Annotated in this window: 19 protein-coding genes and 1 pseudogene; 9 read left to right on the forward strand and 11 right to left on the reverse strand. The window is 63.7% G+C overall.

Going from position 1 to position 12,253, the window contains the following annotated elements; all coding sequences use genetic code 11:
* Positions 1–378 (reverse strand): MucR family transcriptional regulator (locus tag MKK55_RS08935; protein WP_243934295.1); only part of this gene is annotated, 378 nt, incomplete at its 3' end.
* Between the two features lie 112 nt (positions 379–490).
* Here MKK55_RS08935 and ctrA point away from each other — a divergent pair.
* Entirely contained in the window at positions 491–1,192 is a 702-nt protein-coding gene (ctrA, locus tag MKK55_RS08940) for a response regulator transcription factor CtrA (protein ID WP_243934296.1), read from the forward strand.
* Between the two features lie 219 nt (positions 1,193–1,411).
* Here the strand turns inward: ctrA and MKK55_RS08945 are convergent, their stop codons facing one another.
* Genes MKK55_RS08945 through MKK55_RS08955 form a run of 3 tightly spaced genes read right to left on the reverse strand, consistent with a single transcriptional unit; the run spans position 1,412 to position 2,382 of the window.
* Positions 1,412–1,663 (reverse strand): hypothetical protein, encoded by a 252-nt coding sequence (locus tag MKK55_RS08945; RefSeq protein WP_243934297.1) that lies wholly within the window; start codon positions 1,661–1,663, stop codon positions 1,412–1,414.
* Positions 1,664–1,671: 8 nt separating this feature from the next.
* Positions 1,672–2,091, reverse strand: coding sequence for a DUF5681 domain-containing protein (locus MKK55_RS08950; protein WP_243934298.1), 420 nt, complete (start codon positions 2,089–2,091; stop codon positions 1,672–1,674).
* A gap of 3 nt (positions 2,092–2,094) precedes the next feature.
* Positions 2,095–2,382, reverse strand: coding sequence for a hypothetical protein (locus MKK55_RS08955; protein ID WP_243934299.1), 288 nt, complete (start codon positions 2,380–2,382; stop codon positions 2,095–2,097).
* Positions 2,383–2,525: 143 nt separating this feature from the next.
* On the opposite strand from MKK55_RS08955, the gene MKK55_RS08960 reads away from it, so the two are divergent.
* Positions 2,526–2,792, forward strand: a complete 267-nt coding sequence (locus MKK55_RS08960) for a hypothetical protein (RefSeq protein ID WP_243934300.1) — start codon at positions 2,526–2,528, stop codon at positions 2,790–2,792.
* Positions 2,793–2,983: 191 nt separating this feature from the next.
* Here MKK55_RS08960 and MKK55_RS08965 read toward each other — a convergent pair whose 3' ends face one another.
* The 5 genes from MKK55_RS08965 to MKK55_RS08985 all read right to left on the reverse strand — a co-directional run bounded on the left by MKK55_RS08965 (position 2,984) and on the right by MKK55_RS08985 (position 5,582).
* Complete coding sequence (locus MKK55_RS08965; protein ID WP_243934301.1) at positions 2,984–3,424, reverse strand: helix-turn-helix domain-containing protein; 441 nt, start codon at positions 3,422–3,424, stop codon at positions 2,984–2,986.
* Positions 3,421–3,714, reverse strand: coding sequence for a hypothetical protein (locus tag MKK55_RS08970; RefSeq protein WP_243934302.1), 294 nt, complete (start codon positions 3,712–3,714; stop codon positions 3,421–3,423). The genes MKK55_RS08965 and MKK55_RS08970 overlap by 4 nt, the downstream gene beginning before the upstream one ends.
* Positions 3,711–4,499, reverse strand: a complete 789-nt coding sequence (locus MKK55_RS08975; RefSeq protein WP_243934303.1) for a phosphoadenosine phosphosulfate reductase family protein — start codon at positions 4,497–4,499, stop codon at positions 3,711–3,713. Before MKK55_RS08975 ends, MKK55_RS08970 begins: the two co-directional genes overlap by 4 nt.
* Positions 4,496–4,765, reverse strand: a complete 270-nt coding sequence (locus MKK55_RS08980; RefSeq protein ID WP_243934305.1) for a hypothetical protein — start codon at positions 4,763–4,765, stop codon at positions 4,496–4,498. The genes MKK55_RS08975 and MKK55_RS08980 overlap by 4 nt, the downstream gene beginning before the upstream one ends.
* Before the next feature lie 661 nt (positions 4,766–5,426).
* Complete coding sequence (locus MKK55_RS08985; protein ID WP_243934306.1) at positions 5,427–5,582, reverse strand: hypothetical protein; 156 nt, start codon at positions 5,580–5,582, stop codon at positions 5,427–5,429.
* Positions 5,583–5,759: 177 nt separating this feature from the next.
* On the opposite strand from MKK55_RS08985, the gene MKK55_RS08990 reads away from it, so the two are divergent.
* The 3 genes from MKK55_RS08990 (at position 5,760) to MKK55_RS09000 (ending at position 7,001) form a co-directional block, all read left to right on the forward strand.
* Positions 5,760–6,020: a hypothetical protein gene (locus tag MKK55_RS08990; RefSeq protein WP_243934307.1), complete on the forward strand. Its 261-nt coding sequence runs from the start codon at positions 5,760–5,762 to the stop codon at positions 6,018–6,020.
* A 6-nt stretch (positions 6,021–6,026) separates the two neighbouring features.
* Positions 6,027–6,335 carry a DUF3761 domain-containing protein gene (locus tag MKK55_RS08995; protein ID WP_243934308.1) on the forward strand — a complete coding sequence of 103 codons (309 nt, stop codon included), beginning with the start codon at positions 6,027–6,029 and terminating at the stop codon, positions 6,333–6,335.
* Positions 6,336–6,455: 120 nt separating this feature from the next.
* Positions 6,456–7,001: an MAPEG family protein gene (locus tag MKK55_RS09000; protein ID WP_243934309.1), complete on the forward strand. Its 546-nt coding sequence runs from the start codon at positions 6,456–6,458 to the stop codon at positions 6,999–7,001.
* Positions 7,002–7,049: 48 nt separating this feature from the next.
* Here the strand turns inward: MKK55_RS09000 and MKK55_RS09005 are convergent, their stop codons facing one another.
* A complete protein-coding gene (locus tag MKK55_RS09005; RefSeq protein ID WP_243934310.1) occupies positions 7,050–7,547 on the reverse strand; it encodes a hypothetical protein in 498 nt (165 codons plus the stop codon).
* Positions 7,548–7,911: 364 nt separating this feature from the next.
* Between MKK55_RS09005 and MKK55_RS09010 the strand changes: the two genes are divergently transcribed.
* A complete protein-coding gene (locus MKK55_RS09010; protein ID WP_243934312.1) occupies positions 7,912–8,094 on the forward strand; it encodes a hypothetical protein in 183 nt (60 codons plus the stop codon).
* 313 nt (positions 8,095–8,407) lie between these two features.
* On the opposite strand, the gene MKK55_RS09015 is transcribed toward MKK55_RS09010, so the two are convergent.
* The gene (locus tag MKK55_RS09015; protein ID WP_243934314.1) at positions 8,408–8,689 is read right to left on the reverse strand and encodes a hypothetical protein; all 282 of its coding nucleotides are present in this window, start codon (positions 8,687–8,689) and stop codon (positions 8,408–8,410) included.
* Positions 8,690–8,802: 113 nt separating this feature from the next.
* Here MKK55_RS09015 and MKK55_RS09020 point away from each other — a divergent pair, with 113 nt between their 5' ends.
* From MKK55_RS09020 to MKK55_RS29315, 3 genes and pseudogenes are all read left to right on the forward strand, one after another.
* Positions 8,803–9,006, forward strand: coding sequence for a hypothetical protein (locus MKK55_RS09020; RefSeq protein WP_243934315.1), 204 nt, complete (start codon positions 8,803–8,805; stop codon positions 9,004–9,006).
* Positions 9,007–9,355: 349 nt separating this feature from the next.
* A complete protein-coding gene (locus MKK55_RS09030; RefSeq protein ID WP_243934316.1) occupies positions 9,356–10,705 on the forward strand; it encodes a globin-coupled sensor protein in 1,350 nt (449 codons plus the stop codon).
* A gap of 480 nt (positions 10,706–11,185) precedes the next feature.
* Positions 11,186–12,253 (forward strand): annotated as a pseudogene (locus MKK55_RS29315) (histidine kinase dimerization/phospho-acceptor domain-containing protein); the annotation flags it as partial.

Here is a 12,253-nt window from a genome sequence, read left to right on the forward strand (position 1 = left end):
CTCGGACCGCTTGGCGGAGTAAGCAGCCGATACGATGGGGTAGTCAGACGGTAGGCCGTACTTCGCACGGTAGCTCTCCGGTGTGAGCCCGCGAAGCGTGAGGTGGCGCTTCATCGTCTTGTAGGTCTTGCCATCCTCGAAGCTGACCATGCCGTCCGGGGTGACCGACTTGCGGATCTGTGCGGGCGTCGGCTTCTCGGGACTAGTCAGCTCTGGCACGGCTTCCTTGCCGAGCCCGGTAAGAGCGGTATGAACCCTGGCAATCAGGGCCGCCAGTTCGGCGACGGGCACGTTGTTGTTCGAGACGTAAGCGGCGACGAGGTCGGCCGTCATTTCAAGCTCATTGCGCCCCGAAACGAGCATCGCATCATCAGTCATACTATTACCCTTGGAAAACCTATCGCTCTGCATAACGATTTGCCAAATCGAGCGTCAAGCTTTTGTTAGGGATACCGCATTAGGGGTTTCTTAGATTTTTCGGGGTTGGACGATGCGGGTTCTGCTAATCGAGGACGATGCGTCGGTAGCGCAGAGCATCGAGCTGATGCTCAAGACGGCAGGGTTCAATCCCTTCGTCACCGATCTCGGTGAGGAAGGAGTCGATCTCGGCAAGCTCTACGACTACGACATCATCCTGCTCGATCTGAACCTGCCTGACATGTCGGGCTACGAAGTGCTGCGCAGCCTTCGCCTCGCCAGGGTCAAGACGCCGATCCTGATCCTTTCGGGCATGGCCAGCATCGAGGACAAGGTGAAGGGCCTTGGCTTTGGCGCCGACGACTACCTCACCAAGCCGTTCCACAAGGATGAGCTCGTGGCCCGCATCCAGGCGATCGTTCGCCGGTCGCAGGGGCATGCCGAAGCCGTCGTCACAATCGACGACCTCACGGTCAATATCGATAAGAAGTTCGTCGAGGTTGCCGGTATCCCGACCAATCTCACGGCTAAAGAGTACCAGATGCTGGAACTCCTTGCCCTACGGAAGGGCACGACGATCACCAAAGAGATGTTCCTCAATCAGATCTACGGCGGCATGGACGAGCCCGAGATTAAGATCATCGACGTGTTCATGTGCAAGCTGCGGAAGAAACTCGCTACTGCATCGGGTGGCAAGAACTACATCGAGACGGTCTGGGGCCGCGGCTACGTCTTGCGCGAAGGTGTACCCGAGATGAGAGCTTTGGCGAGCTGAAGCGCCAGTCCGCGGACCGGATCCCAATGCTCCGTGACATGCCGCGCCGTCCACTCGTCCGCGGTCAGCTCCGGGCCGGTGACACAGAGCACGCCGTTCGTGATCATGCCGAGGCCATCGGCGACCCAGGACTGCCAGTCCTCGACGCGGATGTCGGGTCCGCCCCCTTGGAGGGCAATCAGTGAGGATCAGGGTGGGGGCACCGGCACCAGCCCGCCTTCAATTCATCCGACCAGCCGCACGCTCCTCGGCGACGTAGCCGATGTACCAATCGAGTTGGTCCGCGAGCTGATGATCTTCGAGGCTGGGAGACGCACGGAACGCCTCTGCGGCGGCATTCACAGAGGGGTAGCCGAAGCAGACCGTGGCGAGGCCTTCGTTGATCTGCTCGTCTAACTCGGCCTCGGACATGCGGTCGAAGCGGTTGGCGCTCTGCTGCTTCTCGATCTTTCGGAGGCGGAGGTCGATCACGCGTGAGGTCATTGCTGCATTCCTTCTTCGAGGCGGGCAAGGCGCTGATGCAGGTCCGTGACCTCGATCGCGCGGACGTGGGCGTCTACGGCCTTGCCGATGTCGGCGGCCTCAGACGGGGTGAGTTCTCCAGCTGCGATGGCCTGCAGGAGGGCGTTGGTCGCCTTCGGCAGGTCGGCCGTGGTGTCGATCGCCGGCAGGTCGAAGATGACGTGGCGGTCCCTCCGAACGGGCGCGAGGCGGTCCAGGCAGAGGCGCAGAGCAACCGTGTCGCCCTCGCAGGCGAGTTCGATGGCTTTGCGGGTCAGAGTCTCGGCCTCGCCTTCCAGCAACGCCTCCATGGCGAGCGTCGTGCGGTGCCGCGTACCCTTCGCCTTACCAGCCGGGTTGCCGGACTGGCCGGGCTCAAATTTGCCTGCCGTGGTCATGGTCTATCCTATCACATCATCTTCATAGACAGCACCTATGACATCTATTCCCTTGTTGGAGTCTGCAAATGCAGGTGGAATGCAGGTCGAAGTTGTCGGATCAGGCTCGGCCGGGGGATCTAGGAAGGCGACCTTCAGCCCCGCGGCGAGGCCGTGAAGGGCTGCCGCGGCGGCCTGCTGGCGAACCTCTCGGGCGTCGTCGCGGACCTCAATGGTGACGGCAGCCGTCATGGCAGCCTGGCGGGCGGCCTGGATGCCGGCGGTAAAGGCGGCGAGTTCGCGCGGGGTCATGCTTGTGCTCCAAGGTATTTTAATCCGCGTCGGCGCGTGCGCAGCGTCACGTCGAGAATGAAATCGACACCCCATCTTAGTCTCAAGCAGAAGGAAACAGGCCCGATCCAGGGATTGTCCTGAACAGGAGTTTGAATACGACCATGAAGACCCGTATCGCCGCCATCGCCACCGCCCTTGTTTTTGGCGTTGCCTCGATCTCGTCTGCAATGGCCTACGATCGGCCCGCCCGCTACACCGGGTTCTCGCCCTACGAGGTTGAGACGACGGGTTCGTTCAACGGTTACGACGCTGGCTTCCACCGTAACCCGGCGACCTGCCCGATGAGTTCGGCTGCCGAGGGCAATGCCAACCAGCAGAACTTCCCGGTGAAGCAGTACGGCCAGACTGCTGGCGGGAACCGCTGCTGATCGGCTGACAGGTTCACAGGCATGCAATTGAAGCTGTCCAACTACCTGATGATCGGAGCCTTCGCCTTCGGCCTCGTCGGCACCGTCATCGGGACGGTAGGCATCTTCGTCTGGCTCTGACGGTAGGGTCAGAAGCATCATCGAGATCGTGCGGCGGGGTAAGAGCCCCGCCGTTTTCGTGTGCGCTATCATCATTGCGCACTGCCCATGATCGGCTGCCCATCCGCGTAGGCTTCGAGGTCAACAGCGCGGATGTACGTCACGCCGTCCCGCTTCCGAGCCGGTAGCGCGCCGGATGCGATCAGTTCGTAGAGCTTGGTCCGGCCGACCCCGAGTTCCTTCGCCGCAGCGTTGATCCGGTAGGCGGTGGGGCGCGACGCCGGCTGCTGAACCACCTTCGATGGCTCGGGCTGAGGCGACGGTGCAGCCGTGCTGATCCGCATGCGCTCGGCTTCGGCCAGCATGGCGGCCTGAACCGCGATCTTGGCTTCCCGCTCGATCACGCCCCGAATGAAGGGCTCTGAGAACATGCTGCGCAGGGCTGCGATCGTGGCGTCCGCGACGCGGGCCGCCGTCTCGTCCACAAGCCGGTCGAGGTCGGATGGCTTGGCCGGGATAGAGCGGCCCTTCATGCCATGCCCTCGTTCAGGCGTTCGAAGAGTGCGGCCAATTCCTCGTCAGCAACATCCCAGGTTGCATCGCTCGGAAACGCGTAGGAGACGGACGCGCTGTCCGACCGGCGGATGATGCACCAAGCCGCGAAGCCGGCCCGTGGCGGCACCTCCCATCCTGCAATTTCGGCAGGCGTCGCTCGACGATGGCGATACTTCCGGCCCGGATTGGCCTTGAACCACTGCCGATCGAGGTCGGTCGCTGGCATCCGCGGTTCCCCGTTGTGGAAAGTCAGTCCGGTGAGGTTCATCGGCGCAGCTCCCGAGCCGCAAAGCCGGTGCCGTCGAGCACGGCCAGGATCTCGTTGGCCTTGGCTGCGGCGAGGCTGAGCGAATGACGGGCGGCCTGACGGACGAAGGCGGCATCCTCGGGATAGAGGCGATCGAGCAGGTCCAGCTTCTCACGGGAGAGGTTCGCCGGGCAGATCGTGCATTCGAGGCTGGTTGGGCAATCGGCGTGGTGAGGGGCCAGTCGGAGGCCCTGCTTCGCCGCGTAGGCCAACACGTCCGATGTGGACCAATCCCAGAGTGGCAGCGCGACCTCGACATGTGCTGGCGCGGCAGAGGACAGGCCAGCGGGGGTGCCGCCTTCGTCGATCTGCCTCTGACCTAATAGGAGGGCACAAGAGCCGTTCAAGCCGCTGACGTAGGTTAACACCGGCCCGACCCGATGAGCGCCGCAGCAGTCAGTCCAGGGCTGCAAGCGGGGCGCACGCCAGTCGATGCCTTCGACGTGCTCTAGAGGCAGGATATCGGCCGGGGCGCCGTGTTCACGCCACTGGTCGAGCATGGGGTGCTCGGGGGCGACCTCAATCAGGTCGTAGCGGTCGCGATGGCCGCGGACGAAGTCGACCATGTGAGGCGCCATGTGCCCCGTGTTCGACCACAGGAGGGTGAGGCGGTCCCGCCACGGCTCGCAGAGGTGGGCGAGGGTCAGGCTATCCTTGCCGCCGCTGAAGCCGAGGAAGACCCGGTCGTGCCGGTCGAAGATGTCGGCCAGAGCCTGTTGGGTGGCGACGAGCTGGGTCGAGATCATTCCGCAAGCTCCAAGGCGGCGACACGGCCGGTCGCCTCGGCGGCGCGCATCAGGCCGAGGCGGCCGGCGATCAGGGGTGGGAAGGTGATGGGGGCGGCTGGATCGAACCGGATCACCTCGGCGCGGACCGGAGTCGGGCGGGCGGCGTCGGGCTCGCAGCTGGCGACGAGGCTGTAGCGGGCGACGAGAGCTGGGTCGGCGGCCAGCATTGAGGCCGCGGTCGGCAAAGCAGGCGCGGCGGCACCCTCGACATGGAACCCCGCCAAGGGGCCAAGACGGCTTTCCAGCCAAGCGCGCGGGTCGGGCACCACTGCGGGGTCGAATGCCCCTGTGCGCCATTTTTGGTTCCGGCCTTCGCGCTGGTAGCGAAATGAAGTCGGCGTCTAGCGCGGCCTTAGGCGGGGCCTTCGGCGGCCTCCACGGAGCTGCCGGTGGCGCGTTCGTCGGCCTGCGCAGAGGTGTTGGCAACGCCGTCACACAGGCGCGAATGATGGGCAACACCGCAGCCGTGGCGAGGATGCTGCTCGATCCGGCTATGGCGCCGAGCCTTCAGGCCGTGGCCCGCAAGCCGGCTGGCAGCCGCGGGACTGAGGATCTGGTGCAGCGCATGCTGCTCTTGGCCCGGTCGATGGGGATGCAGGGTCGTGAGCCGATGCCGGTGGGGCGGTAGAAAGCCGAAAACGACTGAACGTGGCCAAGCCGATCTGGGACACACGAAAGTGCTACGGGCAGAACAGGAATGACGGAGCGCACTGCATCGACGCCGCTCACTCCGCCAATCCAATTAGCGCCCCCCAGAGCGCGAGTCTGATGAACGATGACCGCAGCGCGATCCATCAGACGCTCGGTCGCTATCGTGCTGGCAGCTCTGGGCCAAGGCTGTACCTGCCGTGACGAGGGTCAGCGCGAGAGCAAAAACGATCTTTTTCACCGATGACCCCCGACATAGTGGCTGCCTTTGCCATGGCTGCCGTGACCACCAACCCGGTGGCTGCCAGTCCGGCCGCGGGCTTCAGCATCGGCCGAGGCGAACACACCAAGCGTGATCAGGGCGACGAATGCCGTCGCGAGCGTTTTCTTCATAGGTGTTCTCCCATGGGCGAACTGATGCCGCCGCTCTGACACCCTAAGGATGCACGTTGCGCCTATCTGTAGTTTAGATATCACACTGAGGTTATATCCCGATCCGCACTTTCCAGAACGGTAGACCGCGCTTCGCCTCCATGCTGATTTCCCGATCAACAAAGAGGAGGAAACGCTATGAAGACAATGCTCTGTCTGACTGCTCTATTGCTTTCGACGATCGGCGCGGAGGCGCGTGGTAGTGGTGGCCACGGCATGAGCGGCACCGGGTCCAGCAGCAGCAGCCACTCGGTGTCCGGCTACACGCGCTCTAACGGCACGTACGTTGCGCCTCATCATTCGACGAACCCGAACGGGACGCAGCTCGACAACTACGGCACCCGCGGCAACGTCAATTCCTACACGGGCGCGACCGGCACCCATGGTGCGGATCACTGACGCTCTATGCTGCGATCTGGAACATGCGCATCTGCTGCTGCCTGGCTTAGGCTGGCGGCTGTAGGATGCATTCTCGCTAGTTCGCCGTTCGGTGCGGCGAGTCGCGAATTCAAGGAACCGGACGAGCACGGTCTCGACCGTCACGGCCACTATCACAGCCGCGATGGCTCTACCGTCCACCAGCCAGCACATACCCGTGACGGGTCGAAGCCCGAAGGAGCCTCGGCCCGCTGTCGTGATGATACCTGGAGCTTCAGCCACACTCATCGCGGGACATGCTCCCGGCACGGCGGAGTGGCGAGTTGGGTTAGGTAAGAGGAGCTAGCGGTGGAAATCTGGCGCTTGGTACTCGCTCGTCATGTCCGCAACGTCTGGGAAGCAATCATACCGATGCGCGCTTAGAGATGGTAGGAGCGTCCGCTAAGGACGCGCGCCATGCCTAGGAAGGAAGTTTTTCGACACGAGCAGCACCGTGTCGCGGTCGGAATGGCACTGGCTGTCATCATCACGGCCATCATGCTGAGTCTCGCCGCTTTCTGGGACCCTGAGAAGACCCTCGTGGTGCCCGTTGCTGAGCGTTTGCAGACCGCCTTGCGCGCGGATGTGTTCGTCATCGGCTGGCTTGCCGCCGCAATCGCGAATGTGGCGCGGCTAAGGTTCTTTTCGATCGAGGACATCGCAGGAAGCAGCGCCGGATCAGGATCTCAATCAGTGCGGGATGCCGTTGCGATCCTACAGAACACGGCGGAACAGGTCGTTTTAGCCGTCCTGACGCACTTGGTCTTCGCCGCCGTCGTAGGCCACCCTACGGCGATCCTAATGACGCTTGCTGCCATGTTCTGCGTAGGGCGCACGTTATTTTGGGTCGGGTACAAACGTGGCGCTAGAGGGCGTGCGCTTGGCTTTGCTCTCACGTTCTATCCGACGGTTACGGCGCTCGGTACTTCGGCAGCCATGCTTCTGCTAGGAAGGTCCGGTTAGAAATGAGGACAGCCCTAGCAGAAGGTCTCAGGCGCTAGATTTTGACTACTAGCTCTTTAGCCCCTTGTTGCAAACCGAGTAGTACCCGCCGCCCTTCTCGATCCACTTCATGCCGCCGTTGTTGGCGCCACCGGCAGCAGCCTTGTTGGCGTTGTACTGATCCAAGCAGGTGTGCATCCGACCCTTACCGGCCGACTCGCTCGCGTACTTCGGATTGACCGCTCTCGGGAACACAGCGGACCCCGTCACCGAAGACCGCGGTGTCGGTGCCGATCTCGTTGCTGTCGTGGTGGGTACCGGAGATGGAGCTGCGGGCGAAGCGGCGTTTGGCGAGAAGGGGTTCGCGGTGGGGGTTGTAGGTGTATCAGCCGGCGCCCCGCACTCAGCCTTCCGGAAATCGTTCCACTTCTGCCCGTTCAGCGTGCCAGCCTGCTTGGCGGCCTGGTACTTCACGGAACAGTCCTTGGCGGATAGCGCCAAAGCTGGCGAGGCCAGCATGGCCACACCAAGGGCAAGCGACGGGACGAATTGTGCGTAGCGAGCCATGAGTGGATCTCCGGACCGAAACATGTGCGGCCGATGTCATCCCAAGATGGCCCGGCCCGGCTGATACGGCAACGGCGGCTTGCTACATCCTGGCAGGCACGGCCAATCCAGCTTCAGTGCGTGTGGTGTGAGTACCCTCGAATGGTGGGCTTTCGCTGGGCCTGTTGTGGGCATCGTGTGGCCCTTTGTGGCCCGCTGGCGACGGCCATCGTAGCTCCGCGGCAAGGCCACGGTTGTGCACGGCAAGGTACGGCAGCGTCACGGTAAGGAGCACGGTAGGAGCAGAGGTATCACACCACACGCACTGAAAGCTGCTGGTGGGTGCCATGTTGTCGAGGAAGGCACGCCTCGCTAAAGCGCGCCCATGGACAAGCTCGAAGCCCTCTTGGACCGCCTGAAGGCCCGTCAGCGCGATCTCATCATGGAAGCCGCTCAGTACGATACGATGCCGGCCGACAGCACCCTGAAGCGGATCGCGGAGCTAGAGAACGCCATCGCGGCGGTAGAAGCGGTGGCCGACGAGGAACGGGGTCGGCGTCGACGGTAGAGCCGACGACGTATCGCTCATCCTTCAGCAACTTGTCTGGTGCACTGCGGTAGGCGCTGCATCAGCAGCCAGCAGATCTGCCCGATCCGCTGTGGCGGTCCTGTATGCCCCTTCATACAGGGCCGCCTACTACATTCCAGCCGACAAGCCACCCTCGGGCCTCCACGACCCGACGTCGTGCGCACACGGGCTGACAGGGTAAGAGTCAAGCCGTGGGGATCTGGCACCTGCGCCGACCCGACCTGTCAGCCGCTGACTAGGAGTAACGGGGGAGTGCCAGGGGTTGGGTGTCAGCCGCTGATTGGGAAGGGCGTTACCTCGCATGTCCGGGTGAACCGGGTCCGACCGTTATCTTCGTCCGTTCGATCATCGACACGAGGACGGTGCGGAAAGCCTTTTGAAGATCGGAGCCGCTGTCGGCCCCGTCTTCACCCGCGAGGTCCGACAGCAGATCATCCATAGCCGCTGCCCTGGCCTGCGGCTCGGACTGGCTCATGGCGAACCGCAGGATCGCGTTCTGGGCTGCACCTAGATCCTCGCGTTGAGCCTTCTCAATCAAAGAGCGAAGGAGGCACGTGCATTCATCTTTCAGCATGAGCTTTCGATCTCGGGTTCTGGGGGCACCCGCTACCGGAAGATGCCGCGGGTAGCATGCAGGGGTCCGTCCGCGCCTGGGCCTTACCCAACACCTATGGCATGATGGGGCTCATGAGCGAGACTGCCACAAACATCCATCCCTACTCCCTGGAGATCGTGCCTCCGAAGGCGGAGGGCGGCTCTTACCAGTGGGCTATCCGGAAGAATGGCAAACTAATGCAGCGGTCCGACCGCAGCCATCCGAGCGAAGCCAAGGCCCGTGAAAACGGGCTCAGCCAAGTCGAAAAGTTGCTATCAGGTGCCGGCGATCGGTGACGGCTTCCGCTCGCCACGCATCGCGCTGAGTTAGAGCGGCCGCAAGCTCAGCTCGCACCTCCTCAAGCCGAGCATGCATCTCGCCGGCATCGACGGCAGTCTCGACGAGGAGGTCCTGCGCCTCGGCCAGCGCCGCTCGCAGCTCGGTGTTCTCCGTTGCGAGCGCCAGGATCGGCGGCTGTGTCGTCGCCCAAACGCGGACGAACGGATCCTTGATTTCTCAGCGGACTATCTATGGCCGACGAGGCACCATTCAATCACATTGTCTTGATGCCATGCCCCCGTTAACTTGGTCTTCGTGAGTGATGCGCACGCTACAGCGGACCAGCTGCTTCTACGTGAGACTAGCATGCCGACGAACACCAAACACAGGAAGAGCCTTGGTGTTTTCGGCGTCACGGCGGAGGATGTGATAGCGTTGCGCGCGCATGCGGATGTCGTCCGGCAGACGATGCCGGGGCTGCTCGCGAAGCTGCAAGATACCTTCGCCAACTGGCCAGAAATCGCTCCGGCCTTGAAAGCCCCGGAGGTTCATGCCGCACGCCTCGCTCACTGGACGCTCGTGGCCACCGGCGAAATCGGACCGGAGTTCGATGCATCCGTGGAACGTTTGGCTACGGCATTCTGCCGTCACAAGGTTCCGGCATACGCCATCGTCATCTGTCATTCGGTCGTGTCACGCGCCCTCGTCGCCGAGCTTGGTCTGGCGGGCCCAATCGACGACAGGTTCGGGTCGCCCGGCAGGATGAGGCAGCTGCGTGAGCACCGCGCCCTCACCGGCGTGATCAACCGATTGGCTTGGTTCGATCTCGAGCTGCTGCTTGAGACATACGCGCGCGTCGAAGATGAGCGCCGCAGCGAGGCGGCGACCGAACTCGAAGGCTTCCAGCGGCAAGTTCAGGCTATCGTGTCGAGCGTAGCTCAGAGTGCCGAGGCGGTAAACGGAAGCGCTTCGACGACGGCGAGGGCGACGACGGTTACCGCCGAATTGGCGCAGACCGTCATGGGCGCTTCCCATGAGGCCTCCCAGAATGTCGACGGTGTTGCGGCCGCGGCAGAGCAGTTGTCTGCATCCCTGAGCGAGGTCTCTCAGCAGGTCTCGCGCGCCGCCCAGATCGCGCAGTCCGCCAATTTGGCCGCCCACCAGACCGACACCACGGTTCAGAGCTTGTCAGGCTCTGCCGCCAAGATCAGCGACGTCGTATCACTTATCTCGTCGATCGCTTCGCAAACCAACCTCCTGGCACTCAATGCAACCATTGAGGCGGCCCGCGCGGGCGAAGCAGGCCGTGGGTTCGCGGTGGTGGCCGCCGAGGTGAAGGATCTCGCAAGTCAGACCGCCCAAGCGACCCAAGAGATTTCGGCGCAAGTTGCAGCGATGCAGGGCGCGACCAGCTTGGCGGTCGGGGCGATCGAGCGCATCGCCGCGATGATCGCCGAGATGGATCAGGTCGCCGCTACCATGGCTGCCGCGGTCGACCAGCAGCGCGCTGCGACCCATGAGATCGCAAGCAACGTGAGCCGGGCGGCTTCCGGGACGCAGCAAGTCGCCAGCAGCATAGCAGGGGTCAGCGCAACGGCTGAGACGGCGGGCAGTGCCGCCAGTGAACTGCAGGAGGTGGCGTACGGTCTAGCTAGCCAGGCCGCCAAGCTGGAACAGGCAATGACGGCGCTCGCGGCGCGTAGCAAAGTGGCGTGAGTTTGAAGTCGGTACGGTTCGGGTGAGCGGGGCTACCACCTCCAAGGCTTCGAGCGGGCCATAAGCCGGCGCCGGCGGTTCCTGTTCCCCGCTGCATCGACCTTCACGCGATCACCTGGCCCGAGGCGTCACGGGCACGGTGCAGGGAACTGGCCCGCGCCGACCTGTCATCGCGTGCTCTCTGTGCCGAGCTGCCTGCCGGCGTTCGCGACCGCCGCGGCGCGCGAGCGTCGAGAGGCCTGCCGTGTAGCAGATGGTCCGTCGCTGACCAGCGACTAACAGGAGGCACGATGTTTGCCGCTGAAGGCTGACAGGCATTTTACCTCTCTTACAGGGTGGCAGGTGTATCGTTCGTCCCGAACCCTGGAGTTCCTGGATCGCGATCGCCTGCCTGTGGTCTCGCCGGGCAGAAACTAACTCGGCACGCCGGTCCACATGCAGCCTTCCCCCCGGTTCCCGATCGACCCCGCGGACCAAACTGAGACTGCCGCTGCAACCCAGGCCATCATCCTCAATCAGCTCGCCGAGGGCGTGATCGTCACCGATGCAGCAGGTCGGATCACGATGGTGAACGGGGCTGCCGCTGCCATTCACGGTGTCGCTCGCCTCGATGTCGAGCCGGATGCCTACAGCGACACCTACCGGCTCTTCACCGAGGATGGGCGACCGTATCCACCCCTTGATTTGCCGCTGGCGCGCGCGGTGCGTGGGGAGACGGTTCGGGAGGCGCGATGGCGGATCGTGCGACCGGATGGCGTCGAAGTGCTCGCGGTAGGTAATGCCCAGCCGCTTCGTGGGGCAGATGGCCAGCAGATCGGGGCGGTACTGACGCTTCGGGACGAAACCGCACGTGAGACTGCGGAGCGCGCTCTGTTCGAGTTGAACGCGACGCTCGCGCAGCGTGTGCAGGAGCAGACGCGCGTCGCCGAGGAGGCGCGTGCCGAAGCCGAGCGGGCGAGCGAGGCCAAGAGCGAATTCCTCGCTGCGATGAGCCACGAGATCCGTACGCCCCTGAACGGCATCCTCGGCTACGCCGACATGCTGCTCGACGAGACCCACCTGCGGGCGGAGGACCGTCACCGGCTCGAGCTGATCCAGGGCTCGGGCGCCGCGCTGCTCACCGTCGTCAACGACATCCTCGACTTCTCGAAGATCGAGGCCGGGCAGCTGACCCTCGACCCGGTCTCGTTCCCGCTGATCTCGGTGATCGACAACACCGTCTCGATCGTCCGCGGCGGCGCGCTGAAGAGCAACCTGCGGATCGAGACCCGGATCGACCCGGATCTGCCCGCCTTCGTCCTCGGCGACGCGAGCCGGCTGCGCCAGGTGCTGCTGAACCTGCTGAACAACGCGGTGAAGTTCACCCCCGTCGGCTCGGTGACCCTCGTGGTCCGGCGCGAGCGCTCGGGGGCGCGCGGCCACGACCTGCGCTTCGAGGTCACCGACACCGGCATCGGGATCAATTCGGCGCAGCAGGACCGGCTGTTCAAGCGCTTCAGCCAGGTCGACGGCTCGATCAGCCGGCGCTTCGGCGGCACCGGCCTCGGC

Source organism: Methylobacterium sp. J-059, from assembly GCF_022829485.1.
Classification (GTDB): Bacteria; Pseudomonadota; Alphaproteobacteria; order Rhizobiales; family Beijerinckiaceae; genus Methylobacterium.